This is a genomic window from Curtobacterium sp. KBS0715, from assembly GCF_005938005.2.
In the GTDB taxonomy this organism is placed as follows: Bacteria; Actinomycetota; Actinomycetes; order Actinomycetales; family Microbacteriaceae; genus Curtobacterium; species Curtobacterium flaccumfaciens.
Genome location: NZ_VCCA02000001.1, coordinates 1,818,862 through 1,842,628, shown reverse-complemented (window position 1 = coordinate 1,842,628; position 23,767 = coordinate 1,818,862). Strand labels below are relative to the sequence as shown.

Below are 23,767 nucleotides of genomic sequence, written 5' to 3'. Positions count from 1 at the left end.
CATCCTTTGGAGGTAGTTGCTGATGATGCGTCTGGTGTCCATGCACCTGTCGAACGACCGGATCCTCTGGGGGCACGTCCTCCTCGAGGACACCGAGAACCCTGACGCGCACCTGGCGCAGATCCTCGTCCGCCCGATCGACGTCGAGCCCGGGTACGAGCTCTACGACAGGACCAACACGGTCCTGTCGGACCTTTCGGTGCCGGCGGTGCGGGAAGCGAACCGCATCGTGCAGACCCTCCTTATCCCCGCATCCGAGATCGCACGACGGGAGAAGGCCGTCCGAGCGTTCATCCACTCCGGTTACCTGGAAGGGTTCCCGGACGACATGCCGTGGCAGTCGCAGCTGTGGATGTACGCCCGCGGCGAAGTCACCCGCGAGCAGCTGTCCGCGTACGCCGACGAAGGCCGAGAGATCCCCCGCCAACCCGAACGCTCCGCCGTCGGCCCGGCTGACGTCCCTGAGGACTGGTGGCAGACCACGCAAGCCCGGATCCGCCGGAACCTTCTCAACACCACCCTCACCGAGCCGGAAGTAGCCGCAGCCCTGCAGATCAGCATCGACGAGGTCGGGGAGCTGTTTGAAGCGAACCGGCTGACGAGCTTCGACCTCGACGGTGAAGAACGCATCCCTGACTGGCAACTCGTCAAGCCCGCCCTCCCCGAGTTCGGCGACCCATCGTCGTTGCTGCCCGGCCTGGACGTCCTCTACGCGGCAGCACCCCAACCGCTCCTCGACGCGGCGGCGATGACGGAGTTCATGACCACGCCCCTCGAGTTCCTCACCGTCGACGACCGGATCCTGGCGCCGTTGGACTGGATGCGGGAAGGTCGGCCGTTGACGACGATCATCGCCCTGTTCCGCGGACGACGGTGGCGGCAGTGAGCAGCCGGCCGGACCTGTTCCTCCTCAACGTCGCCTACGACGCCACAGGGGCGCACGGGCACGTGTTCTTCCGCGACCCACCCAGCACCACGCTGCGGCAGGTCATCATCCGCAGCACCGACACCGGCAACATCTGCGAACCAGCCCACGGCGACACCCGCACCGGCTGGGAACCCTTCCTCGAAGAAACCCGCTGGCTCGTCGCCCTCACCCAACCCGACGTCCCGGAAGAGCGCAGCTGATGATGCCTGGGCTCGAATGGGTCAACGCCGCGTACGCCGGTCGGCCGCAGATCACGATGCCGTATGGGCTCGGAGAGACCACCGACCTCACCAACGCGCTCACTGTCCTGAAACTCGCGGGGCTCGCCGCGGTCGTGGAGTCGCACGACACGATCCGCCTCGCCGACGGCCGCCGCGCACGCTTCCCAACACTCACCCAACGCCCCCGCGACGACGACCGGAACGACGCGGAACTGCTGCTTCTAGCCCCACGCACCGTCACTGCGACGCAGATCGCGCTTGCGGAGCAGACGGCGTCGGTGCTGCTGGTCGACGTTGACCGGCGCCGGGTCTGGATTGACGGAGATCAGGCCCTCGGGACGAAGGAGCGGTGGAAGGACGCCGCACCCATCTACGTCACGTTCGCCGTCGCGCGGATGCTCGCCGTTAACGGCTGCACCTTCGACGGGCTGGTGCGGGCTGGGCTGACTGCCGGGCAGGTGGATGACGGGCTCGCACGCCTCGGGAAACGCGTGCACCGCACCGACATCGGATGGGAGTCACGGCAGGCTGGCGGCCTCGTGGACTTTGCCATTGCCTGCTACCCGGGACCTGGCGGCGTTCGAACCCGATGGACGTCCAACCTGCCGCTCGTCGAGCAAGCGGAACGGCTCATCGCAGCTGGCTGCCGCATCTCCGGCCGTGCGATCTCGGACCGCCACGGCTACCCCGCCATCAGCAAACGCGAGATGCCCTACCGAATCGTCGCGTTCACCGAGGAGGAAGTCGACATGGTCACGCTCGGCTTCGAACCGGACACGATCGGCTTTGCTGGCACCGAACTCATCCGACCGGCCGACCCCACCGTCTTCCTCACCGCGGCGGCCGCCGGATACGCGGACCGCACCGACGACATCATCACCGCCAACACACTCCTCCGCGCCGACTACCGCAACGCCGACGACGCAGCATCGCTGCAAGAAGTACGCGACCGGCTGCAGTTCCTCGCCGACACCGGCTACGACCTCCGCCACAACCTGCCGAGCTGAAGCCTCTGCTTCCGAGTCCACCGGCGTCCGTATGAGGCAGCCTGGTGAGAATCAAATCGGACGGGCTATCTGCGACCCTGTGACTGTTCACGCTGATCTGCGCGGTTCTGCTCAGGCTCCCTTGCACGCCGCTGGCAGCTTCTCCCCACCACGTACCTATGACGGCAGCAGCAGGAGTGCGAGCGCGAAGACGCTGACGCTCGCCAGGCCGACACCGATGGCCGTGGCCGCGAGCAGGCGCGCGACGGCCGTCTCGCGGACTTCGCTGAAGCGCGACTGCACTCCTCGTGGGGTGTCGTTCGCCACCGGAACCTCTACGGCAGCCACGTGGTCAGGCCAACGTTGTCGCAGAAGGATGCGTCCCCGGTCGGGAAACCGGCGATGATGCCTGTGCGGAGGGTGCAGAACTGCAGTGCCGGTACTGGGAATTTCGCGGTGTTGGGGTCTGCAGGGATCGTGGCCTGCCCGATGGTGCCCGCCTTCCAGGACTGCTCGCAGAGCGCGACCGGGTCGGCGTCGCCGACGAGCTTCGCGCCGGAGTTGACGTTGTAACCGTCGGCGACCGTGACATCGACGTGGGGCGCGGTGAGGCTCGGTGCGGAGTAGCAGGCGACGTTGTGCTGGATTTCGTCCTGCGTGGCCATCTTGACCGCGACGGCGCCGCCTGTGGCTCCGAGGCCCACCAGGAGCGCCGCGGCGCCGGCGATACCGATGCGGAGGTTCCGGGTGCGCTTGGTGGTGCGGCCGACCTCGGTGAGGACCGCGGACCGGATGGAGCGCAGGCGGCGGTCGATCTCCTGGTCGTTGGGGATCTGCTCGGTGTTCATTGGGTTACCTCCCGGTACTTCTCGCGTGCGATGCGGAGCCGCTTGCGGGTCCGCTCGAGCTTCTTGCCGACAGCAGAAGGGGTCAGTCCGAGTGCGTGTGCGGCTTGGTCGTAGGTGAGTCCCTCGCGGAGCACCAGGCGGCACACCTGCTGGTCCGTCTCGGACTGGGTCGAGATCTCGCTGAGGATGAACGCCAACTCGTCGGCGTGCTCGTCGCTGTCGGCGAGCACGACCGGCTCGGTCTGCTGGCTCTCCAGCGGGGCCAGCCGTTCACTGTCACGGCGGCGCTGCCGGGCGAGGTTCAGCGCTTCGAACCGGCATGCCGTGAGCAGCCACGGCAGGGCGGAGTCATCGACCACGCGGACCTGCCGGCGTTTCTTCCACGCCACGAGGAACGTCTGCTGGACAGCGTCGAGGGTGTCCTCGTTGTTGTGAAGCACGGTCCAGGCGTAGCGGTACAGCGCTGGACTGTGCCGGTCGAAGAGCACGCCGAACGCGGCACGGTCACCGCCGGTGACTGCTGCTATCAACGCGACATCGGTCAGTTCTTCCATCTGTGCACCTCCTTCACTTCCAACACGTCAGGAGAAGGCAATTCCTGACATCCGAGTTCGAGAACCAGCTCGGTCGCGGCCACGACCGCCCGAAACGGCGGGGCGGACTCTCACGGACAGGATCAAGGCACGGTCTACATACAACTTCGGCCGCCATCGGCAAGCCGTGCAGGGTCTAGCTCCGGTCACCACGGACGACGGCCTGAAGGGACCGCCGCTTCCCTACGGCGGAGGCTAGCGTCACGTTCACCCCTGGAGCGGGGCGTTGGGCGGGACCGATTTTCATAGCTCTTGCGATCTGCGTGCCCATCGCTTTGCTCCAGGATCGACGAGCGAAGCGGCGAATTCAAACCTGCGAAGCGAGGATGATGAGCGGCCAGCAACGCTCGACATGCCTGCCGTACCGCACCGTCGTCGAGCCCGTCGACCGTGTCGCTCCAGCGTTGAAGACCCGCCGCTGTAACAATCGTTTCGGCCGCGCGGCCGCGATCAGGGGGTAGAGATGCGCATCAAGTCGATCAGGGTCAAGAACTTCCGGTGCCTCGAGGACGTGCGCGTCGATATGGGAACTTTGACATCGTTCGTCGGGCCGAACGGGGCAGGTAAGTCGACAGTCCTTCGCGCTCTGGACTGGTTCTTCAACGGTGAAACACGCCTGGTCGACGAGGATGTTTATTCCGGGGCAGTCGAGGACCGGCGGATTAGCGTCGAGGTCAAGTTCTCCGACCTCAGCGTTGCGGATCGCGAAGCCCTCGGGTCGACTTACGCTCCCCCCGGCTCCACGACCTTCACGGCCTGGCGAATCTGGGATAACGGCAGCGACAAGATGACTGCGCGAGCCCGGTCATTTCCAGCGTTCGAGGAAATCCGGAACGCGGGATCAGCGAAGGAGAAGAAAGGTCTCTGGGATGATCTGATTGCGCGCGGTGAAGCGCCCGGGCTGCCAAAGTGGAAGAACCAAGGTGCTGCCGACCAGGCGATGACGCTATGGGAGAGTGACAACCCCGATCGTCTTGAAGAGACCGAGAGTGGAGTCACGCACCTGTTCGGGTTCAACGGGCAAAACAAGTTGTCTGGGCTGTTTGACTTCGTGCTCGTGACGGCTGATCTTCGCGCTAGCGAGGAGAGCGTGGAGGGCAAGAAGACGATCATCGGACGCATCCTCGAACGCACCATTGACCGGAAGGGTGCCAACGCAGCGTTCGAGGCTCTTGCGAAAGAGGTCAGCGAGAAGCAAACGGCGATCAACAAGAAACACCTCGGTGAGCAGCTCAACGATCTGGCTGACGCGCTGACCGCCGAGGTGCGTGCCTTCACCGCCGGCCGCGGTATTCGACTTCACACGCGCACCTCAGACTTACGCCCCAGCCCGGCATCGATCAGCGTCGGCATCAGTGACGCTCTGAACGAAACCAGCGTGGATCGCCAGGGGCACGGCTTCCAGCGAGCGCTGCTGATCTCATCACTCAAACTACTCGCCGCCCGCGGTGCCCAAGGTAACGACGGCAGTGTCATCTGCCTCGCCATCGAGGAGCCGGAACTGTTTCAACATCCAACCCAGGCACGGGTATTCTCGAAAGTGCTACGGGATCTAGCAGATAACCTCACAGGCGGACTCCAGGTCATGTACGCGACGCATTCGCCGTACTTCATTGATCCACGGTTCTTTGACCAGGTTCGTCGTGTCACTCGTCGCCAGCAAAGGCCGGACGAGCATCCATCGGTCAGCGTTCACCTCGCGTCTCTTGATGCCGTAACCAAGCGACTCAACGGCTCCGAGGTGACCGACGACGCCCTGCGGTCAAGATGGGACCAGGTATGGACGAAAAACCTGGCCGAGGCGTTCTTCGCTGACGCCGTCGTCTTGGTCGAGGGCGACACCGATAAGGGCATCCTTGATGGCATTGCCGCACGCAAAGGACAGACCGCTCTCGAGGTGGAGGGCATAACCGTCGCTTACTCCGGCGGAAAACAGCACCTCTTCATACCTCACGCGATCCTGGCGGAACTGTCCATTCCGACGCTCGTCGTGTTCGATAACGACAAGGGCGGCGGTTTGCGGCTACGAGCCAACGGCAAGCCAGAGCACGATGCCGCTGCAACCGAGGCGAATGAGATCCGCACGAACCGACGGCTACTCGCGTACCTGGGAGAGACCGTCGTAGATAACCCCGAGGGACAGGTAAGCGCCACTCTCCACGTGTGGGCAGACCGGCTGGAGGAAGTAATCGAGAACGAGTGGGGCGAGTGGAACAGCACTCGGCAGTCAATCGTCGACAGCGGTCGTGGCGTTGCGGGGAAAAACGCAGCGACATACGCCCTGGCCGCTCGGGAGTGCCCGGCTGCCCCCAGTGGTGAACTCATCGAGGTGATGGTCGCCGCTCGCGCACTCGTTGCCTCCACTCCTTGACTGTTACTGAGCCCGGCCGAACAGAGGCCGAACTCGCGTCCTAGCCCGCTGAGGGATCCCATATCGAACTGGTTGGTCAGTCGAGGGCCGACAGCTTGTTCTTCGAAGCCTTGATGTAAATCCACACGGCCGGGTCTTCAAACCCTTCCCTGTTCCCGAGCGCCTCAGCATCGGCGACAAGAGCCTCTCCACGGACGCGGACCACCGATTCGGGAAGCGTGTAGCAGTCCTCCCGCAGAGCGTCGATCGCCTCGGACAGGTCTGCGTCGAGCGGGCGCACACCCTCCTGTAGATCACCAAACGCGGACTTCAACCGCAGATTTTCACGAACATCACTCATGTCTGGGATCATTGCACAAATCAGACGGGGTCCCGATAGCCGATGCCCTCAGAGCGACGACGAGCACGCCGCCGAGGCAGACGCCCGGCAGCAGCTCGCAGCGGCCAGGACCCGCCGTCTACAGCGTCTCCGCCGTCTCCTCATCGGCACACCCGCGTGGGCGGCCGCGATGCTCCTCACGGTCACCCCCGTCCACGGATGGTGGTCCGCCGGCGCTGTCGCTGGAGGCATCGACGTCGACGCCGCCGAGCTGACCTTCTGGGGCCCGCTCACGGACGCTTTGCTCCTCGCCGCCGCGATGCTCCTGCCGCAGATGCTCACGTGGGTGACGACCCCCGGTGGCCGTGTCAGCGATCGCGCGATCCGCCACCTGCTCGAGGTCGAGGCACATCGCGATCGGCCCGACAATACGTAGCCGGCGATCGAGTCATCTAGTCGCGAGACGCCAGCGTGCAGAGCGCCCGAAGCCCTGTCGCAGGGAGGAAACACCCGAGCCTGATGCCCCTGGGTGCTCCTCTTAACGGGGCGTCAGCTAAACGGCCTTGATCTCGCCGAGCGTCCAACCCGTTACGTCTTTAAGGGCGCCGCGCCAGAAGGGCAGTACGGCAAAGTTGCCACCCCCGAGGTCCACTTGGACGTCACTCATGTGCAAGAACCGGCGTGCGCGGGGCGGGAGGTCCGCTGCGCGCCGTTCTTCATGCCGCGTCGTCACGGTGGCATTCACCTGGTCGTAGACCTCACGCAGGTGCTTTGTACCATTTGAGGCCTCGTACTGGGCGGCGACCCCCTCAGTCCACTCGGTACGGCTGATCGCTCTGCCGCTGAGGACTTGTCCGCCGAGTGTCACTGTGAGTCCGAAAGACCCCCGGTCCTCGTCCTTCATGCCGTGCACGAAGTTCAAAACCGCGTCCAGCATGAAGTCCTTCGGTGCGACGTTGTCGCTGGTGTACCCGTCGGGGTCGGTCGCAGGTCCCACTTCGGCCGGTTCTCTTTCGATTCGGGCGCTGCGGGAGTTTCGTTGTCGTCCATGCGTCTCCTTCGAAGTTTCAGGGAGACGCTAACCGAAGTGACTTGGAGCCACCCCACTGCCTTTCCGTGCGCACAAACGATCGACCGTGCTCGCCCCGGTAGTGGATCGCTTAGCGGGCGCTATCGAGGAGTGTTTGCACCCTCAGAAGCTCGGTCCCCGTCCAAGCGACGTCCTGACGTGTCCAAGGCTCCCGAGGTCGGCGGGTTCACCAAACTGGTGGACCAGCCACATTCCTGACTGCTCGACTAGCCCGGCCTCGGGCCGCCATACCAGAGTGGCGACCGCGGGAACCAGCATGGGCGTGGGCTCGGACACGGTGAACCCCTCGGTAACACCCGAGAGCACCTTGAAGTAGCCAACATCGGGCGCACCCTTTGGCTGGTTGATCGTGGAGCCGAAGCCGGGGTTCTCGATACTGTCGTAGACGCCTTTCGCCGACGAGAAATCACCCCAGTGCTTCAAACTCTCTGGAGTGACCAGCTGTTGCAGCCATGCAGTATCAAGAACGGGAGCAGCGAGCGCCTTGACGAACTCAAGCGCGACCGTGAGCGGGTGACGTAGGCCCTCCAGCTCCATTCGTACTTGTTCGTCGTCGAATACGGTCCAGCTATCGTCGTCCACAAGCCGATCTTAAGTGGATACGTTCGCCGAAGCTCCAACGACGTGTCCGGATGCCGATCCGCTTGCGGAACTATCCGCGTTACCGAGCGTCGTCAACCAAGGAACGTCAACGCGTTGAAGAACGCTCCGACCGCACCGAAGAGGCCAGCGCCGAGCGCGGGCAACGCTCCGATGGCGCCAATCCCGAACGTTGTCCACCCGAGAACTCGTACCCAGGTGACGCCTCGGCTGTTCCGCGCGGTGCTGAGCCCAGTGAGAAGCGCGATAGCAGCTGCTGGCACGGCGAGCACGAGCACAGCGCCCACGAAGAACTCGGCAAGCGCAACCTGGGCGGGCTGATCTTGAAGGATCGGCGGGTTGTTCAGGGAGTCGAGGTGGGCTTGGTACGCGGTCTCGAGAGGAACGTAGTGCGCGTGAGCTGCGCAGAAGAGCAGCACCCACGCGGCAACGACTGCAAGGCCTGTGACCGCGTATCGGTCGTCACGATGAAGCACACCGTTCCCCATGACTAGCCAGCCTGCCACCCGGTCTCGTGCCTGTGAATCGGTCGGAGGTACGAACTCTGGACGCCACTACTCGGCCACCCAGTCCGTTAGTCGATGGACTTTCGAGGCTCAGATCCTTCGTCCAACAACCGGCCGGGCAACCGCTGATCGTTCGTATTCGTCACAGCGGTCGTGCCAGCGCGGCGAGCTGAAGTGCCCGCACGGAACGGAGGTGTTGTTCCGAGCGGTGGCGGCCGTTGGCGGGAGAGGGGTGCGGTGCTGCGATGACCGGGATGAGTCGGGGGCGCTGGTGCAGGGTGAGGTGTCGCATGACGCCGTCGAGGGCGACGGTCCCGTACGTGACGATGGCGTTGAGCGCGGGGAGGGCCGCGAGCAGTGTGGCGAGGGCATGCCGCCCCTCGTCGATGTCCGCGAGTCGCACGCGGTCGGGCAGTTCCCATGGGATGAGGTTCCAGCGGACGTACTCGCTGCGTGCGAGTCCGGACTCGATACGGGCTGCTCGGAACGCGGCCGCGGTCGGGCCCGGGTTGTCCTCGCTACAGATCGCTGCGTGCGCTGCGGCGACGGTCTGGGGGCCGGGCGACTGCATCAGGACCAGGACACGGCTGGATGTGCCGCCGGATCGTGGGTCGAAGCTCGGGACGAACCGTCGGCTGCCATCGGGCGCGGTCCGCCACGTCTCCGCGAGATCATTCAGCGATCGAACGTCAGCGAGTTCCTCGGGGGTGCTCATGCTGGCTGTGGCGGTGCCAACAGGGTGCCACGAATGACGGAGCCCTGGAAGGTGCGGATCGCGACGGTGATCCATGCGGCGACGAGGCCGGCGTAGTAGATGACGGCGAGGACGGCGACGACGGTGAGGCCTGAGTGCAGGGCGAGCCCGTTGAGTCCGGTGACGCAGGTGCCGACGGGGAACGTGAACGACCACCAGGTCAGGCTGAACGGCAGGTGTTCGCGAGCGGTCCGGACGGTGACGGCGAGGGCGATGACAGTCCACAGCAGCGCGAAGCCGAGCATCGCGAACCCGTACACCAACGCCACGACCAGGAGCGCGTGAGCGGTGGAGGCATCGACGACGGCGGGTGCGTTCGAGGCGAGGAGGTTCACCGCCGTGATCGACTGTCCGACGGGTCCGAGGACGATCCACAGGGTCGGCACCATGCCGGCGGCACCGACCTTGTGCTGCGCGAGCCGGCTCCAGATCAGCGTGATCACGACCAGCGACGTCACGAGACTGAGCCCGAAGAAGCCGTAGCACGACCACAGCAGCGTCTCCCGCGCCTGACCGGCGGGAGCGTACGGCAGCAGCAGGGCGCCGGTGGATGCGGACACCATCGGCGGGACGATCGGCATCAGCCAACCGCCGAACGCGGAGTCGGGCTTGTTCTCGTGGCGGGTGAACGCCAGGTACGGCACCAGGACTGCTGTGAGCAGACCTCCGACGGTGCCGATGGTCCACAGGACCCAGTCGACGGTTACGGCAGCGGGCAGGCCGATCCAGTCCTTGCCGAGCAGGAGTGTCCCGGCGCCAACGGTGAGTAACGCCATCGGTGGTGCGCCGTAGAAGTGGGAGATGACCGGGTTGAGGTGGTGCCCGGCTGCGGTGCTCCGGTAGCGGATCCAGTGCAGCACCGTCGCGACCGTGAGGGCGACGAGGAGCACCGCGGCGATCGCCCACACGACCGTCGCCGCGATGCGCAGACCGGGGAACTGCAGCGGCAGTGACGCAGCCGCGACGGCGACAATCCCCGTGCCCATGATCGACGCGAACCAGTTCGGTGTGAGGTTCGACACGATCAGGCCTGGCCGCTCCAGATCGCGGAACAACGCCGTCTGCGGCCTTTGGGGCAGCTGGCTACCGTTCGCGGGTGCAGGATCGGTGCGGAGCGTTGTCATGGGCCAAGCCTGCGCGAATCCTGCCTCTGGCGGTACCGGGAACCTCTTGGCAGGGCACAATCGTTGATTGTGGCACTACGGCGACTCACGGACCGAACGCTCGACCTCGACACACTCGACGTGCTCGCACGCGTCGCTGAGACCGGCTCCCTCTCCGCTGCCGCTGGAGCGCTCGGCGTCACGCAACAGGCAGTGTCTGCTCGGATCCGGGTCGCCGAGCGCATGGTCGGTCACTTGTTGGTGCACCGCTCGACCACGGGGTCGGTGCTGACCGAGACCGGCCGGCTCGTCGTCGGGCTGGCCGGACCGGTCCTCGACGCGTCTCGCCACCTCGAGGCAGGAGTGGCTGCGCTGCGGGCTCCCACGGGTTCGCTCGTCGTCGCAGCGTCACAGACGATCGCGGAGCTGCTGCTGCCGGGCTGGCTGCTCGAATTTCGCCGCCGCGAACCCGACGTGCGGGTGCGTCTGATCGCGGGCAACTCCGCCGCGGTGACGGACCTCGTGCAGTCGGGTGGCGCGAACCTCGGGTTCACGGAGACCCCGGTGACGGCGGCAGGTGTGTCCGCGCAGGTGATCGCGGACGATGAGCTCGCGGTCGTCGTTGCGCCGGGCCATCCCTGGGCTCGGTCGACCGGGATCACTGCGGAGGTCCTGGCGGCGACGGCTCTGCTCCTGCGGGAAGAGGGTTCCGGGACTCGCGCGACCCTCGCCGCATGGCTCAGGGAGGCCGGTTTGAGCATGTCGGTTCCGGCCGCGGTGCTGGAGACCACGAGCATCATCCGGGCGAACGCGCAGGCTGGAATTGCACCGGCGGTGATGAGCCTTCGCACGGTCGCCGCCGACATCAACGACGGGTCGCTGGTGCGGGTCCCGCTCGCTGGGCCGCCACTTGCCCGGCCGTTGCGGGCGATCTGGTCGGGAGAGCCCCAGCCAGCTGGTTCTGCTTTCCTGCGCGTCGCCCACGAGGTGGCCGGTCGGGGTCAGCGAAGCCCGTAGGGCAGCTCCGGATTGTTCTCCGCGATCTCGGTGAGCCGGTTGTACTTGGCGACGCGTTCTCCGCGGGCGGGTGCGCCGGACTTGATCTGTCCGGTTCCGGTGCCGACGACGAGGTCCGCGATGAACGTGTCGGTGGTCTCGCCGGACCGGTGCGACACCATGCTCCGCATCCCGAGCGAGCGTGCGACGCCGATCGCGTCGAGGGTCTGGGAAACGGTGCCGATCTGGTTCGGCTTGATGAGCGCCGCGTTCGAGAGCCCGTCCTTCCCGCCATCGCGGATGCGCTGCGGATCGGTGACGTAGAGATCATCGCCGACGATCTGGAGCATGTCGCCGAGCGCGAACGACATCGCCTTCCAGCCGCCGTGGTCATCTTCGGAGAAGCCGTCTTCGATGCTCCGGATCGGATACCGGCTGATGAGGTCGCGGTAGTAGTCGACCATGCCTGCTCGGTCGAGCCGGCGGTCCACGACCCGGTAGCTACCGTCACCGAGCGCGAACTCGTTCGCCGCCGGGTCGAGTGCGATCGCGACGGTGGCCACGCCGGGCTCGTAGCCAGCGGCACTGATAGCGGCGACGAGGAGGTCGAGGGCCTCCTCGGGCGCGGCGATCGATGGGGCGAAGCCGCCTTCGTCCCCGAGACCGAGACTGCCGAACCGTTCCCGGACCAGTGCCGCCAGTGCGTGGTAGACGTCCGACCCGATCCGAACCGCGTCGGTCATGGTCTCGGCGTTCACCGGGGCGATCATGAACTCCTGGAAGTCGAGCGCGTTCGCTGCGTGCGCTCCGCCGTTGAGCACGTTGAAGTGCGGGACGGGCAGGCGGGGCGTGCTGCCGGTGACGTCTGCGATCCAACGCCAGAGCGGCAGCTCCGCTGCGGCGGCGAGAGCGCGTGCCATCGCGATCGAGGTCGCGACGACGCTGTTCGCGCCGAGCCGGCCGTAGTTCGGGGTGCTGTCGAGGGCAGCGAGGGCGGCGTCGGCCTGCCTGATCGAGGTCCACGACTGGCCGGTGATCATCGGTGCGACTTCTGCCGAGATGAGGTGGAGTGCCTGGCTCACGTCGCGGCCGCCGTAGCTGCTGCCGCCGTCGCGAAGCTCGACGGCCTCATGCGCGCCAGTGGATGCGCCTGCGGGGGCGTCGCCGGTGACGACGGTGCCGTCCTCGAGCTCGAGATGCACCTGGATCGTCGGGTAGCCGCGGGAGTCGAGGATCCGGGAGCCGTGCAGGCTGCTGATGGTGACGGGGCGGCTGGTGTGGGTGACGTACTCGCCCTGATGGTGGGTGGTGTGGTGGACGTTGCTGATGTAGTCGTTCATGGCGGTTGTCGCCTTTCGGGTTGGTCGTGCGGGCGTGGGCCGCGGGGAGGCGGAGGGACGACCTCCTGGCGATCACTGGGCGCCAGTTGCCTCCCCACGGCGGTTCAGGGCGCGCACTGGATGGTGTCGGGTGCGCGGGTGCGCGGGTACCGGTCAGGGGTGCGGGGTGAACCGTTCCTGTGCGGCGCGGATGATGGCTTCGGCGTCGACACGGTTCGCCCACCCGTTGGTGGTGACGTGCTTGCCGTGCTCGATCTCCTTGTAGTGGGCGAAGAAGTGCTCGATCTCCGCCAGGACCGGCTCGGCGACGTCGGAGATGTCCTGGACGTGGTCGAAGCGGACGTCTCCGGCGGGGACGGTGAGGATCTTGTCATCGCCGCCGTTCTCGTCGACCATGCGGAGCATCCCGACCGGGCGGACGTCGATGACGACGCCGGGGAACGTGGGCCGGGGCAGCAGCACGAGCGCGTCGAGGGGGTCGCCGTCATCGCCGAGAGTGTCGTCGATCGAGCCGTAGTCCTGCGGGAACACCATGCTGGTGAACACCGCCCGGTCCAGGCGGATACGTCCGGTGGCGTGGTCGACCTCGTACTTGTTGCCGCTGCCGCGGGGGATCTCGATCGTGATGTCGAAGCGCATGAGCTGTTCTTCTCCCAGTCGGATGGTCAAGTGAGGGTGCCGAGGGTGACGCCCCCGGCGGCTGCGGCGACGGAGACGACGAGCATCCCGAGCCCGTTCACGGCAGCCGCGGTGGTGCGCCCGGTGCGTGCGAGGCGGACGGTCTCGAAGCTGGCGGTGCTGAACGTGGTGTAGCCACCCATGAGCCCTGTTCCGAGCACCGCGACGGGGGTAGCGCCGAGGTGACCGGCGGCGCCGGTGATCAAGCCCAGCAGGAACGAGCCGGTGATGTTGATCGTCAGCGTCCCGACCGGGAGCCGGAACTGCCGACCCCGGTTGATCGCACCATCCACGAAGAACCGTGCGGCCGCGCCGACACCGCCAGCGACAGCGACGCTGAGGAAGGCCAGGGCGCTCATGAGGTGGCTCCGTTCGGTCGGACCAAGCCCGCGATCGCGAGGCCGCTACCGGTGGCGATCGCGCCGGCGAGGACCGTCAGGAGCCCGTACCCGGTTCCGGCCAACCCGCGGCCGTCGAGGAACAACACCGCGGTGCTGGTCGCGAGGGTGCTGTAGGTGGTGAACCCGCCGAGGACACCGGTTCCCAGAAGCAGGCGCAGTGTCCGGCGGCGACCCTCGTCAGGTCCGCGATGCGCGAGGTGTTCCAGCAGCACACCGAGGAGGAGCGCGCCGACGATGTTGATCCAGAAGATCGCCCAGGACACTCCGTGCTGAGCGGGGAACGCGGTGCTGAGTCCGTCGCGTGCGGCGGTACCGATGGCGCCGCCGAGTGCGACGACACCGAGGTACCGCCACCGCAGATGCACCGGCCGAACAACACGTGCGGGATCGTTGGCGTCGATGTCCGGGTCGGGCGGAAGCTGCCCATCGGGCAGGTCCGTGTCCGTTCGGGAGGTCATGTTCCACCTTCCGCAGCGACCGCTGCCGCTGCTGCTCGTGCTGCCGGATGCAGGTACTCCCCACCCCGCGGACAGAACCCACCGTCGCCGTCGAACTGGTAGATCAGGGGCTCGCCCGTGGGGAGGTTCAGGTCCGCGAGCTCACCGTCAGTCAGGCCGTCGATGCAGGCACACAGTGCCCGCAGTGAGTTGCCGTGCGCGACGACGAGTACTGTCTGCCCGTCGCGGAGTGCCGGGGTGATGCGGTCCGACAGGACGGGTTGGACCCGGCGGATGACGTCGGAGAGTGTTTCGGTTCGACGAGCTGCCGCCCACGGCAGTCCACGAAGCGCCGGCGTCCGCCGGAGCGCCAGCCACGCGCGGATCGACATGCGTGGCGGCCGACCCGTGCGGGTCCGGCGAACAGCGAAGAACTGCTCCGCCCCCAACGCGGCTTGCGCATTCTGCTTCGACATGCCGGTGAGGGCGCCGTAGTTCCGCTCGTTCAACCGCCACGTCGACTCGATCGGCACATCACTGGCGAGGACTTCGGTGACGAGCTCCGCCGTGTGGAACGCCCGCTCGAGCGCTGACGTGAGCACGAGGTCCGGACTGAAGCCGGCGCGGAGCAGAAGCGACCCTGCCCGGGTCGCTTCGGCGACACCTCGTTCGGTCAGCGCGACGTCCCGCAACCCGGTGAAGGTGCCGGCGGCGTTTGCGGTGCTCTGCCCGTGGCGGAGCAGCACAAGCTGGCCGGTCACGGGTTGTCCCAGGGCAATGGAGCGTCGAACCCGGCCGGATCAACCGGCACCACGAGCACCGGACGGTGCTGTTGATGGGTCAGCCGTGCCGCGACCGACCCCGTGAAGAACTCCGCGATCCGGCCCGTTCCCGTCCTGGTCCCGACGACCAGCATCGCCGCGTCGCGGTCTTCGGCCACCTGCGACAGTGCCCGGCTCGGATCCCCAACACCCGGGACGAACGTGACGTCGACGCCGTAGGTCGTTGCGGCAGCACGTACTGCCGCCTCGTCACTGTCCGACAAGCCCTGCGGTGTCGTGTCACCGGTGTCAGGGTCGATCGGTTCCACCATCACCGACCCGTCCGAGCGCGTACCGGCGTCGATGAGCGATGTATCCACGCTGACGCACACCAGCGTCGTACCGAAGCGGCGCGCGGTGGACGACGCAACCTCGATCACCCCGGGCGCGAAGCCGGGCAGGACACCGACGACGACCGGACCGGTACCGATTGGTGCTGTCATGACACTCCCTACCTCAGGCGCGCAGAAACGCGACCAGCTGAGATAGGGACTGTTGTCGACAACTGTCGAGGTTGGGTCCGGCAAGCCCCACTACCGGGTCCGAAGACACCACCAGTATGCACCCGAACCCCTAGCCACGCGAGCCGTCTCGCGCACCCGTGACGCCCCAACACCGGAGGAAGCGATTCCGACGACACGGAGCGAAGCTGCCCACACTGGTGCGGACGCCGACCAACGTCGTTTGTCTCGGTTGCCGATCCTCTTACGGGACGCGCCACCGTCTGGACGGCGATCCGGAATCATTGCGTCATGGCTGAATCGTTTCCTGCCGTCTTCAACCCGATCGCCTCCGAGATCCGGCTTGTGCACGCGCGGCTCGATCGGGCTGACGAGCAGGTGCGGATGTTCCAAGAAACGTGGGACGAGTACCTAAGCACCCGGCCTCACAAGCTCCAGCACACCCCTGAAAGCGACGGGACGTTGACGGTGCGGCTGCACCGAACGAGCCCGCTCCCCGTCGAGTTGTCGGTGACCTTCGGGGAGCTGCTCTACGAGCTGCGCGCAGCACTCGACAACTGCCTCTACGCGATCGCGGTGCTCGTCTCGGGAGAGAACCCACCACCCAGCGCGGGGAGGCTGGAATGGCCGATCCGCGAGACGCCGGCAGAGTGGAAAAGCCAGGCCAGCAGGTACCGCGACCTGCCGCCGGTGATTAGGGAGGCGCTCGAGAAGGTGCAGCCCTACCAGGCCCAGCTACCGGGGTGGAACAGCCTGGCGATCCTGCACGAGCTCGCGCGGGTGGACCGGCACCGATCGATGCACGGTCTGGGGCTGTATCTCTCTCAACTGCGCATGAAGGCCGACCTTCGCTACATCGAAGTCCTCGATCAGGGGCGGCCAGGCATCATTGGTGATGGTGACCCGATCGTGAGCCTGCACCTAGCCGAGGGTTTCATCCTTGCTCCCGACAATTTCGATCTGAGGGTCGAGTTCGATGTCGACGTGACGAACGTGACAGAGAGCGTCGGCCCCTCGGGACAGCCCGGCCGCCCTTGGGGCTCGCTCGACAAGCGCCTGCGCACCCTCGTCCTGGTGACGCGGCAGTACACGACGGAACTCCTTGAAATCGCCGCGGATCACGTTCTTGGACGAACGCCATAGGCCGTATCAGCCAGTAGGGAACCCCACTTGGGACGCACCGAGGGCAGCCAGCGGTAACACCGCCTTGTCGTCACACACACGCCGCGCACCACTAACCGGATACGGCCGGAAGTGGATCCGGGGGCGTCCGATAACCGATCGGCTATCGAGACGGGTTTCGGCGTCTGCGTCTGGCTGCCCGGACGGCAATCAAGATCTGCGCTGCCCAGCAGACGGCATCAAGCAGGATCACTCCGCTTCCGGTCCAAACCGCGATCGCGTTACCGAACCGCGCACCGCCGACGATCAATGCGATTCTCGTCAGCACGAAAGAGCCGCTCACCAGATGGTTGTCGAGGGTGCCCCACCTGTCGAACCAGATCCCGAGTCCAGTCAAAGCACCCTGAATTTGGCAGCAAGCAAGCGCCTACGGCGGTCCGGCGGGAGTGTGCCGACTCGATCGGAGGCTCGCTGGTGGGCGACCCATCGAGCGATGCTGGCCTCAGCAGGGTCCGTCGCGCGGCGGCGAGGAGCCCGCTGCTCACGCTCCCAAAACGCTTGGTGCTGCTGAAGCCACGCGTCCCAGCGCTCGTTTTGCGGCTCCCACTCGAAGCGTGGCAATGCCTCCAACCGTGCGCGCTGGTACTCGACCATCGCTGCACGCGTGGACGGGCGCCGCTGGTACGCGAGTTGATCGACGAGTCGCTGCTCCGCCGTTCTAGGGCGCGGCCGCTCGGCGCTGGCCAGCGGAAGTCGGCCATGTGAAGTGGTGAAACCATCCAGCTCGTGAATCATGGTGGTCCAGCGGCGCACGTGCGGTTCAGCACTGTCACCCTGCTGAACGTCGGCGAGGTAAAAGTCCACGCTTCGCCGCTGGTCGCTCGTGAGTTCCGCTGCAGGTAGAGCGGCGATCTCGCTCCATCGAGCGTGCAGTTGCTCGAGCGCGCTGTTGTGTTCCGGCACGGGGTTCCTTCCCGAGGCCGGATGTCGGCCTCGGGACGCCTATGCGCGGACGGACTGTGCTTCGTGTTGCCCTGCCGCTGTGCGCTGAGCCGAGGCCAGAAACAGGACGACTTGCGCTGTCGGGATCACTACCGTTCCGGAGGTCTCACTATGAAAGGCGCCACGCTCGTGACCTCTGATCTCCCCGCACCCTCGACCTACACACCGCTGCTCGCGTTGCCGTGGTGGGACACGATCGGACCGTTCCTCACCGCACTGGTGGATGACGTGAGTGCGGAACTCGGAGTCGCCCCTCGGTCGCTGTACTCGTTCCTGACACCGTTCGTGCTCTGGTGTTGGCAGACGAAGGCGCTCGACTTGGACCGGCAGACGATGTTCCGCCGCAGCCGCATCGAGAGCTTCGTCATCAATGGCATGCCGGGACTGAGCCGAGGGACGAAGAACACGGTGCGCGGCAAGCTGCTCCGCGTTAGCGAAGTGATTGTCACCGAGTTACCGACGACGCCGCTTCATGGCATCGGCAGGTCGACTACCACCCCGCCCTACAACGCCAAGCAGCGGGCCGAGCTGTACTCCTGGTCCAGGACCCGCGGGACAGACGCCGGCCGTCGCGATGCCGCGGTGCTTCTCGCGCTGGGGTTCGGCGCCGGACTTGCCACCCGCGAACTCCTCGCAGTGCGCCGGCGAGACGTCGCGGACGATGGCAGCACCGTTCGAGTACGCGACGCGCGACGCAGAACGGTTCCGGTGGACGATCAATGGCAGGCGGTGCTCCAGCGAGCGCTGGACGAGCACGACCCCGACGACTGGGCGTTCAGGCCGGGACGTCACTCAGCAAGCTCTGGTCAGGTGGCGGACTTCGTGCGCCGCACCGCCACGGACCTCGACATCAGGCCAGCGAGGATGCGGTCAACCTGGTTGTGCCAGCGCCTCGAGCAGGACATTGCGGTCGATGCCCTCCTTGCGCAGTCCGGACTGCAGACCTACGCCGCACTCGACCGGTACCGGAGCTTCTTGCCCGTGTCCTAGCGGAAGTAGCCCGTGTCCTAGCGGAAGCACGCCTCTGCTCCCGCCTCACCTCGGTGGTCCGGCATAGCTCCATCGTGACCAGGACCACGAACCGCGTACAGCACGCCATCACTGGCAAGCCCCATCGACGCAAGACCCCGACTCCAGCCATCGCCGCCGAGATCGACACCGCCATCACCAACTTCCTGCCTGACAAGAACCGCGCCGCCTTCGCGGTCGTCGGACCCTTCGTTCGCGAGCTCGTGCGCGCAGCGGAACCCACCACCTTCGACAACGCCCGCCGTCTGCTGACCTTCGTGAGCCGCTTCGTCATCTGGGAGTGGATGCGCTCCGGCTGCGACCTGTCTCCGGAACGAGTACTCCGCGACAAGCTCATCAGCAAGTACGTCGCCACCGAGCTCAGCCATCTCGCACCGTCCACGCAATTCGACGTCACACGCATCTTGGGCATCCTCACCACGAAGCTCACGGGTGAGCCGACGCACCGGCTCACGCTCCAAGCCGGCCCCCCGAAGGCCCCCTACAGCAGCGCCGAGCTCGCGGAACTCAACAGCTGGCGAACGGGTCTTCCGACTGACCTCAGCCGTCGCAATGCCGCCGTTCTCCTGTCCCTCGGCGCAGGCGCCGGTCTGAACCCGGCAGAGCTCATCGCCGTCGAACGTCAGGACATCACTCGCACCGCGGAAGGCGACCGCTTCGTCTCCGTGCGCGGCGAACGCGCCCGAAGCGTCCCCGTCCGTCGCGAATGGGTTTCGGTACTCGACCTTGCCTGCGAGAGCCGCGATGGCTTGCTCTTCCACCGTTACGAGTTCGACGAGTACCCGCCCCGACCCATCACATCGTTCATCACGGCGCACCCGGGAAAGGTTCGGCTGACCCCGCAGCGCCTCCGTTCCGGATGGATCGTCAAGCTCATCGATGAAGGTGTGCCGGACAACCTCATCGCACGCCTCGCTGGCATCAACGTGCCCACCGTCGCCCGCTACTACCATTACGCCCGTCCGACCTCCATCGAGGCGAACCTCGCTGCGATCACCGGCGCCGGCCGCCAGGCGGTCACCCGATGAGCGAGTACGGCATCTCGAACGGTGCAGCAGCCGACTACGTCAAGAAGGACGGCCGCACGAAGCAGGAACCGGTCGAGCAGTGGGACCCATACATCCTCACCCGCGAGCGCCTTGCTGCCGGCATCGCGCTTCGCGGCAAGGAGATCGCGGACCCACGTTCGGGCTTCCGACGTTTCGACTTCGAGACCACCTGGATCGCTCGAGCTCGAGTCCTCGCCTCTGGTGTCCTCGACGACTACGAGGACTACGTCCGCGTCGACGGTTGGCACCCGGGACGTGGGGGTGCTCCGGCAACGATCACCCCGCTGGCCCTGCTCACCGGCATGATGCTCGCCACGATGGCCAACCAGCCCCAACTCATGGTCGAGCTGGGTTCCCTGTTCTACGGCGGCCTCGACGACGACGCGCGTGAGCTCCTCAACTTGCCGCATCCTTCGAGCAAGCCGTCCTTGATGAAGATCGAGAACTGGGAGCAGAACGTCGGCAACGCCTTCCGCCGCTTCTTGAAGACCTACGACCCCTACCCCACGTTCAAGGAGCCGACGACGCCCGACGAGATCGGGCGCACACCAACGGACCGGTACAAGTCAAAGAGCATCGAGATCAACAAGAAGATCTGGGACGAGCGTGACCTCGACCGCGAGCAGCTCGGCATGGAGCGCCTCGACCGCTTCACTACGCGCTTCCTTGAGATGACCTTCTACATGCAGCCCCGGCGAGTGCGTCGGGCGCCGAAGCGCAAGAACATCGACGTCGCATTCGATGGCACCCACGTCACCTCGCCCCTGAAGAAGGGCATGACCCACAACGAGGTCAAGCTCGAAGCGCGTATCGAGAAGGAGCGCGCAGAAGCGGCAGCAGGGAAGCCGCGCCCGGGCCCTGTGGAGCCGCACGCCGGCTGGTACGTCAAAGAGACCGAGAAGCGTCTCGACGCGGCACCAGGCAAAGCACCGCAGTACGTGAAGGAGACCGAGTACTTCTGGGGTTGGAATGCAACCCTGGCTCGACGTGTCTTCCTCGAAGAATGCGACCGAAAGTCTGCACCGCAGCTCATCATGGCCGCAACGCTGAGCATGCCGGGTATCGGCACGGCCGAGGCAGCGGCCGCCGTCCTCGCCTCGATCGTCGGTGCGGGCCACTTGCCCGGCATCGCGGATGCCGACAAGGAGTACTGGGCGAACGCGCTTCCCGAACGGCTCTACAAGCCAGCACGCAAGCTCGGCTGGGAAGCCAGTACCGAATACCGCATCGACAACCTCGGCCCCGCCGGCGGTCACGCCGGCCTCATCTTCGTCGAAGGTGGCAGCTACTGCCCCGCAATGCCGAGCCAGTACAAGTCCGCCAGCAAGGACGTTCTGGAAGGCAAGATCGACGAGGCGACCTACAACGTCCGCATCGACGCGCGGGAAGACTACGCGGCGCGTCCGAAGGCGCGACCCGACGAGCAGGGCCGCGTTCCGATGATGTGCCCTGCATCCGGCGACAGCCCCACGATCATCTGCCCGCTCAAGCAGATCAGCCAGCGTGTCTCCGAAGCGAAGAAGCGCAAGCTCGATGAGGTGAACCCGAAAGAGGACGGGTACCCGATCGGCGACGACCTCCCCGAGATCTGCCGCCAGCACTCCGTGCTCTTCACGCAGGACGACATGCCTCCAGTTCAGCAAGCGCTGCGCTACAAGTCGAAGGAATGGCGCAACTTCCACGGCTACGCCCGCAACCTCTCCGAGGGCGGGAACTCCATGGCGAAGAGCACCAAGTACGGCAGCCTCCACGACGACTCCCGCCGCCAGGTCCGAGGGTTCGCGGCCGCCCAGATCTTCATGACGTTCTTGCTCGCTGCCATGAACATCCGCATGATCTGCGACTTCGTCCGCAAACTCGAGCGAGAAGAAGCACGCGAGAAGGCTGGTAAGGCGCCGCGCAACGTTCCCGTTCAGAAGCGACGGGACCGTGAATTCGCGAACACCTACACGGGGACCCTCCCCGGCGGTGCACCGGACCTCGAACTCAGACAGCAAAAAGCCGCAGAGAAGGCGGCTCGCACGGCGCAACGCGCCACCCGCACGGTCAAGAAGCGGACGTAGGCAAGACCTACCTCAGCGTTCCTGCAGCCTGCTGCGAGGTACACCCATCCGATCGGCGATGTCCACCGCTCGCCAACGTCGAACACACGGCTGATCACTGAACTGCCTACGCTGGCCCCTTCCGCAGGAGCTGGTGCCGTCGTGACGGCATACGAGACGCGTCGCCTAGGGTGACGGCGTTGCCGTAGCCGACGCCACACTGACGTGGCGATACTTGTCGCGCCTGGAAGCGAGCGCGCGCGCCTCGCGCGTTTCGAAAAAGCAACGACAAGTGCCGCGCATCCCAGCACGAGCCCGACGACAACGAAGAAGCCCACCGAAATTCTCGGTGGGCTTCTTCGTTGTGAACAGTTCTTAAGACGATTACTAACTCGCCCCTTCGGTCGGGCTGACAGGATTTGAACCTGCGACCCCTTGACCCCCAGTCAAGTGCGCTACCAAGCTGCGCCACAGCCCGCGAGTTCCGGAGAACTCAGGATCCCGGAGGATCCTCGCCCGCGTCCGACCGGAGCGCGAGCGACCGGTCCAGCATAGCGGACGTCAGACCCCCTCCGTGCCACGGCGAGTCGGAGCAACGCGACCCGAACGACAGGCTCAGCCCGGCCGCACCACCTCGCGCCGCGCCGCCAGCCACGGCAACCCGAGCCCGACGAGCAACCCGCCGGACCCGTCCGCCGCCAGGTCCCCGATCGTGTCGTCGTACCCGACGAAGATCTTCGAGTCGACGAAGTTGTGCCCGAGCCACTCCCCCATCTCCCACACGGCCCCGACCGCGAGTCCCGCACACAGCGCGAGCACCGCGACGACCACCCGGCGCTCGGCGTGCGGGGCCGGCACCGCCCGCAGATCGGCACCGATGACGTAGAGCACCGCCGCGAGCAGCCCCGTCAGCACGACGTGCATGAACTTGTCCCACAGGAAGACGGTCGTGTACCACTCGAGCACGCTCGACCACCCGGCGAGGAGCACGAGGACGCACACCGCCACGTCGAAGGCCGGCCGCAGCCCGAGCATCCGCGGCACCACGACCCCGAGCAGCGCCAGCGCCATGACCGGGAACGCCGTCCCGCCCCAGCCGACAGTCGCCACGACGACGCTCACGAGCGTCAGCGCCCGCACCACGTCGGCCACCAGGAACCGCGGCCGCAGGAACGTCGGTCCGAGCGTGGCGATCACGACGCCCACCGCACGACCGCGTGCACGGCGGCGTGGTCGGACGGCCAGACGCCGCCCGGCCGCCGCACGTCGACCGCAACGCGGTCCACCTCCGCCTCGGACGTCACGAGCACCCCGTCGATCCGCCGGCCACCGACACGCGGACTCCCGTAGTGCGGGTACGTCCCGTACGGCTCGCCCGTCTGCCTGGAGGCCCGTCCCCAGCTGTCGACGACGCCAGCGTCCGCCAGTGCTCGCCATGGTGCGGACCCTGCCGGACTGTTCCAGTCGGCCATCACGACGGCGGGCAGGCCGCGCTGTCGCACGATCCGGCCGAGGAGTTCGGCGGACCGCAGTCGTGCCCACGGCGAGGCGACGTCGAGGTGCGTCGCGATCGCCAGGAACCGGACACCGGTCGCGCGGTCGTCGACAACGGCGCCGACGGCGTGCCGGGGGAAGGACGTGGCCCACGACCGCGAGCCGGGGCGGTGGGGTGTGCGGGAGAGCGCCCAGGTACGGCGCTCGACGACGTCGAGGCGGGAGCGGTCGAGGAACAGGCCGACCTGTTCGCCACCGCCGCGCGCTCCTCGCCCGGCCAGGACGGGCTCCCAACCCGACCCGAGGCCGGACGTCAGGTCGTCTGCCTGCGTGGGCAGGGCCTCCTGGACGGCGAGGACGGTGGGCGCTTCGGACGTGACGAGCGCGAGCACGGCGTCGCGGCGACGCTCCCAGGCATCGGGGTGGGTCGGCTGTCGCGGCACGCGGCGACGCACGTTGAGCGTCATGCAGTGCACCTCGGGCGACCGGACCGGTCCGATGAGCGGGCGGTCGTCGGGGTGGTGGGGCATGCCTCCCTTCTACGAGACGACACCCGTCGGATTCCCAGGGACCTCT

Annotated in this window: 28 protein-coding genes and 1 tRNA gene; 11 read left to right on the top strand and 18 right to left on the bottom strand. The window is 66.5% G+C overall.

The window, feature by feature from the left end:
* Nucleotides 1–34: 34 nt before the first annotated feature.
* From FFG40_RS08860 to FFG40_RS08850, 3 genes are read left to right on the top strand one after another with little or no spacing between them, the layout of a single operon-like run.
* On the top strand, nt 35–886 hold the full coding sequence (locus FFG40_RS08860) for a hypothetical protein (protein ID WP_138802913.1): 852 nt from the start codon (nt 35–37) through the stop codon (nt 884–886).
* Nucleotides 883–1,128, top strand: a complete 246-nt coding sequence (locus FFG40_RS08855) for a hypothetical protein (protein ID WP_138802912.1) — start codon at nt 883–885, stop codon at nt 1,126–1,128. Before FFG40_RS08860 ends, FFG40_RS08855 begins: the two co-directional genes overlap by 4 nt.
* Nucleotides 1,128–2,156, top strand: coding sequence for a hypothetical protein (locus FFG40_RS08850; RefSeq protein WP_138802911.1), 1,029 nt, complete (start codon nt 1,128–1,130; stop codon nt 2,154–2,156). Before FFG40_RS08855 ends, FFG40_RS08850 begins: the two co-directional genes overlap by 1 nt.
* A gap of 156 nt (nt 2,157–2,312) precedes the next feature.
* Here the strand turns inward: FFG40_RS08850 and FFG40_RS17100 are convergent, their stop codons facing one another.
* From FFG40_RS17100 to FFG40_RS08840, 3 genes are read right to left on the bottom strand one after another with little or no spacing between them, the layout of a single operon-like run.
* The gene (locus tag FFG40_RS17100) at nt 2,313–2,462 is read right to left on the bottom strand and encodes a hypothetical protein (protein WP_185974144.1); all 150 of its coding nucleotides are present in this window, start codon (nt 2,460–2,462) and stop codon (nt 2,313–2,315) included.
* A gap of 8 nt (nt 2,463–2,470) precedes the next feature.
* Nucleotides 2,471–2,983: a hypothetical protein gene (locus tag FFG40_RS08845; RefSeq protein ID WP_138802910.1), complete on the bottom strand. Its 513-nt coding sequence runs from the start codon at nt 2,981–2,983 to the stop codon at nt 2,471–2,473.
* Nucleotides 2,980–3,537, bottom strand: coding sequence for an RNA polymerase sigma factor (locus FFG40_RS08840; RefSeq protein ID WP_138802909.1), 558 nt, complete (start codon nt 3,535–3,537; stop codon nt 2,980–2,982). Before FFG40_RS08840 ends, FFG40_RS08845 begins: the two co-directional genes overlap by 4 nt.
* 502 nt (nt 3,538–4,039) lie before the next feature.
* On the opposite strand from FFG40_RS08840, the gene FFG40_RS08835 reads away from it, so the two are divergent.
* Nucleotides 4,040–5,947: an ATP-dependent endonuclease gene (locus FFG40_RS08835; RefSeq protein ID WP_138802908.1), complete on the top strand. Its 1,908-nt coding sequence runs from the start codon at nt 4,040–4,042 to the stop codon at nt 5,945–5,947.
* A gap of 76 nt (nt 5,948–6,023) precedes the next feature.
* Here the strand turns inward: FFG40_RS08835 and FFG40_RS08830 are convergent, their stop codons facing one another.
* Complete coding sequence (locus tag FFG40_RS08830; protein WP_138802907.1) at nt 6,024–6,287, bottom strand: hypothetical protein; 264 nt, start codon at nt 6,285–6,287, stop codon at nt 6,024–6,026.
* A 169-nt stretch (nt 6,288–6,456) separates the two neighbouring features.
* Between FFG40_RS08830 and FFG40_RS08825 the strand changes: the two genes are divergently transcribed.
* On the top strand, nt 6,457–6,702 hold the full coding sequence (locus FFG40_RS08825; RefSeq protein ID WP_138802906.1) for a hypothetical protein: 246 nt from the start codon (nt 6,457–6,459) through the stop codon (nt 6,700–6,702).
* A 117-nt stretch (nt 6,703–6,819) separates the two neighbouring features.
* Here the strand turns inward: FFG40_RS08825 and FFG40_RS08820 are convergent, their stop codons facing one another.
* Together FFG40_RS08820 and FFG40_RS08815 are read right to left on the bottom strand one after the other, a co-directional pair.
* On the bottom strand, nt 6,820–7,263 hold the full coding sequence (locus FFG40_RS08820; protein WP_138802905.1) for a hypothetical protein: 444 nt from the start codon (nt 7,261–7,263) through the stop codon (nt 6,820–6,822).
* A gap of 195 nt (nt 7,264–7,458) precedes the next feature.
* Nucleotides 7,459–7,938: a hypothetical protein gene (locus tag FFG40_RS08815; RefSeq protein ID WP_138802904.1), complete on the bottom strand. Its 480-nt coding sequence runs from the start codon at nt 7,936–7,938 to the stop codon at nt 7,459–7,461.
* Nucleotides 7,939–7,988: 50 nt separating this feature from the next.
* On the opposite strand from FFG40_RS08815, the gene FFG40_RS08810 reads away from it, so the two are divergent.
* Nucleotides 7,989–8,450, top strand: coding sequence for a hypothetical protein (locus FFG40_RS08810; RefSeq protein WP_138802903.1), 462 nt, complete (start codon nt 7,989–7,991; stop codon nt 8,448–8,450).
* 154 nt (nt 8,451–8,604) lie between these two features.
* Here FFG40_RS08810 and FFG40_RS08805 read toward each other — a convergent pair whose 3' ends face one another.
* Nucleotides 8,605–9,033 (bottom strand): uracil-DNA glycosylase, encoded by a 429-nt coding sequence (locus FFG40_RS08805; protein ID WP_260678839.1) that lies wholly within the window; start codon nt 9,031–9,033, stop codon nt 8,605–8,607.
* Nucleotides 9,034–9,173: 140 nt separating this feature from the next.
* The gene (locus FFG40_RS08800; protein ID WP_260678838.1) at nt 9,174–10,238 is read right to left on the bottom strand and encodes a TDT family transporter; all 1,065 of its coding nucleotides are present in this window, start codon (nt 10,236–10,238) and stop codon (nt 9,174–9,176) included.
* Nucleotides 10,239–10,409: 171 nt separating this feature from the next.
* Here FFG40_RS08800 and FFG40_RS08795 point away from each other — a divergent pair, with 171 nt between their 5' ends.
* Nucleotides 10,410–11,336, top strand: a complete 927-nt coding sequence (locus FFG40_RS08795; protein WP_138802901.1) for a LysR family transcriptional regulator — start codon at nt 10,410–10,412, stop codon at nt 11,334–11,336.
* Here FFG40_RS08795 and eno read toward each other — a convergent pair.
* The 6 genes from eno to FFG40_RS08765 form a co-directional block, all read right to left on the bottom strand.
* Nucleotides 11,321–12,655, bottom strand: a complete 1,335-nt coding sequence (gene eno, locus FFG40_RS08790; protein WP_138802900.1) for a phosphopyruvate hydratase — start codon at nt 12,653–12,655, stop codon at nt 11,321–11,323. The two genes, FFG40_RS08795 and eno, sit on opposite strands and share 16 nt — an antisense overlap.
* A 153-nt stretch (nt 12,656–12,808) precedes the next feature.
* Nucleotides 12,809–13,294: an inorganic diphosphatase gene (locus tag FFG40_RS08785; protein WP_138803487.1), complete on the bottom strand. Its 486-nt coding sequence runs from the start codon at nt 13,292–13,294 to the stop codon at nt 12,809–12,811.
* Between the two features lie 26 nt (nt 13,295–13,320).
* Nucleotides 13,321–13,692, bottom strand: coding sequence for a CrcB family protein (locus FFG40_RS08780; RefSeq protein ID WP_055960823.1), 372 nt, complete (start codon nt 13,690–13,692; stop codon nt 13,321–13,323).
* Complete coding sequence (locus tag FFG40_RS08775) at nt 13,689–14,192, bottom strand: fluoride efflux transporter FluC (protein WP_395876238.1); 504 nt, start codon at nt 14,190–14,192, stop codon at nt 13,689–13,691. The genes FFG40_RS08780 and FFG40_RS08775 overlap by 4 nt, the downstream gene beginning before the upstream one ends.
* Nucleotides 14,189–14,932 (bottom strand): 2,3-diphosphoglycerate-dependent phosphoglycerate mutase, encoded by a 744-nt coding sequence (locus FFG40_RS08770; protein ID WP_138802899.1) that lies wholly within the window; start codon nt 14,930–14,932, stop codon nt 14,189–14,191. Before FFG40_RS08770 ends, FFG40_RS08775 begins: the two co-directional genes overlap by 4 nt.
* Nucleotides 14,929–15,519, bottom strand: a complete 591-nt coding sequence (locus FFG40_RS08765; RefSeq protein WP_260678834.1) for a universal stress protein — start codon at nt 15,517–15,519, stop codon at nt 14,929–14,931. The genes FFG40_RS08770 and FFG40_RS08765 overlap by 4 nt, the downstream gene beginning before the upstream one ends.
* Before the next feature lie 225 nt (nt 15,520–15,744).
* Between FFG40_RS08765 and FFG40_RS08760 the strand changes: the two genes are divergently transcribed.
* Nucleotides 15,745–16,596: a hypothetical protein gene (locus FFG40_RS08760; RefSeq protein WP_138802898.1), complete on the top strand. Its 852-nt coding sequence runs from the start codon at nt 15,745–15,747 to the stop codon at nt 16,594–16,596.
* A 372-nt stretch (nt 16,597–16,968) separates the two neighbouring features.
* Here FFG40_RS08760 and FFG40_RS08755 read toward each other — a convergent pair whose 3' ends face one another.
* Nucleotides 16,969–17,538, bottom strand: a complete 570-nt coding sequence (locus tag FFG40_RS08755) for a helicase associated domain-containing protein (RefSeq protein WP_138802897.1) — start codon at nt 17,536–17,538, stop codon at nt 16,969–16,971.
* A gap of 168 nt (nt 17,539–17,706) precedes the next feature.
* On the opposite strand from FFG40_RS08755, the gene FFG40_RS08750 reads away from it, so the two are divergent.
* The 3 genes from FFG40_RS08750 to FFG40_RS08740 all read left to right on the top strand — a co-directional run bounded on the left by FFG40_RS08750 (nt 17,707) and on the right by FFG40_RS08740 (nt 21,718).
* Nucleotides 17,707–18,567, top strand: coding sequence for a site-specific integrase (locus tag FFG40_RS08750; protein ID WP_138802896.1), 861 nt, complete (start codon nt 17,707–17,709; stop codon nt 18,565–18,567).
* A gap of 74 nt (nt 18,568–18,641) precedes the next feature.
* Complete coding sequence (locus FFG40_RS08745; RefSeq protein ID WP_138802895.1) at nt 18,642–19,634, top strand: site-specific integrase; 993 nt, start codon at nt 18,642–18,644, stop codon at nt 19,632–19,634.
* A complete protein-coding gene (locus FFG40_RS08740) occupies nt 19,631–21,718 on the top strand; it encodes a hypothetical protein (RefSeq protein WP_138802894.1) in 2,088 nt (695 codons plus the stop codon). Before FFG40_RS08745 ends, FFG40_RS08740 begins: the two co-directional genes overlap by 4 nt.
* 383 nt (nt 21,719–22,101) lie before the next feature.
* Here the strand turns inward: FFG40_RS08740 and FFG40_RS08735 are convergent.
* From FFG40_RS08735 to FFG40_RS08725, 3 genes are all read right to left on the bottom strand, one after another.
* Nucleotides 22,102–22,175, bottom strand: a tRNA-Pro gene (locus tag FFG40_RS08735).
* 137 nt (nt 22,176–22,312) lie between these two features.
* Nucleotides 22,313–22,894 (bottom strand): hypothetical protein, encoded by a 582-nt coding sequence (locus tag FFG40_RS08730; RefSeq protein ID WP_128781346.1) that lies wholly within the window; start codon nt 22,892–22,894, stop codon nt 22,313–22,315.
* Nucleotides 22,891–23,721: an endonuclease/exonuclease/phosphatase family protein gene (locus FFG40_RS08725; protein ID WP_138802893.1), complete on the bottom strand. Its 831-nt coding sequence runs from the start codon at nt 23,719–23,721 to the stop codon at nt 22,891–22,893. The genes FFG40_RS08730 and FFG40_RS08725 overlap by 4 nt, the downstream gene beginning before the upstream one ends.
* Nucleotides 23,722–23,767: the final 46 nt, after the last annotated feature.

Coding starts and splice junctions, on each gene's coding strand:
- FFG40_RS08850 (WP_138802911.1), top strand. CDS start 1,128: ATGATGCCTGGGCTCGAATGGGTCAACGCCGCGTACGCCGGTCGGCCG.
- FFG40_RS08845 (WP_138802910.1), bottom strand. CDS start 2,983: ATGAACACCGAGCAGATCCCCAACGACCAGGAGATCGACCGCCGCCTG.
- FFG40_RS08840 (WP_138802909.1), bottom strand. CDS start 3,537: ATGGAAGAACTGACCGATGTCGCGTTGATAGCAGCAGTCACCGGCGGT.
- FFG40_RS08835 (WP_138802908.1), top strand. CDS start 4,040: ATGCGCATCAAGTCGATCAGGGTCAAGAACTTCCGGTGCCTCGAGGAC.
- FFG40_RS08830 (WP_138802907.1), bottom strand. CDS start 6,287: ATGAGTGATGTTCGTGAAAATCTGCGGTTGAAGTCCGCGTTTGGTGAT.
- FFG40_RS08825 (WP_138802906.1), top strand. CDS start 6,457: ATGCTCCTCACGGTCACCCCCGTCCACGGATGGTGGTCCGCCGGCGCT.
- FFG40_RS08810 (WP_138802903.1), top strand. CDS start 7,989: ATGCCGATCCGCTTGCGGAACTATCCGCGTTACCGAGCGTCGTCAACC.
- FFG40_RS08805 (WP_260678839.1), bottom strand. CDS start 9,033: ATGCAGTCGCCCGGCCCCCAGACCGTCGCCGCAGCGCACGCAGCGATC.
- eno (WP_138802900.1), bottom strand. CDS start 12,655: ATGAACGACTACATCAGCAACGTCCACCACACCACCCACCATCAGGGC.
- FFG40_RS08785 (WP_138803487.1), bottom strand. CDS start 13,294: ATGCGCTTCGACATCACGATCGAGATCCCCCGCGGCAGCGGCAACAAG.
- FFG40_RS08780 (WP_055960823.1), bottom strand. CDS start 13,692: ATGAGCGCCCTGGCCTTCCTCAGCGTCGCTGTCGCTGGCGGTGTCGGC.
- FFG40_RS08775 (WP_395876238.1), bottom strand. CDS start 14,192: ATGACCTCCCGAACGGACACGGACCTGCCCGATGGGCAGCTTCCGCCC.
- FFG40_RS08760 (WP_138802898.1), top strand. CDS start 15,745: ATGGCTGAATCGTTTCCTGCCGTCTTCAACCCGATCGCCTCCGAGATC.
- FFG40_RS08740 (WP_138802894.1), top strand. CDS start 19,631: ATGAGCGAGTACGGCATCTCGAACGGTGCAGCAGCCGACTACGTCAAG.
- FFG40_RS08725 (WP_138802893.1), bottom strand. CDS start 23,721: ATGCCCCACCACCCCGACGACCGCCCGCTCATCGGACCGGTCCGGTCG.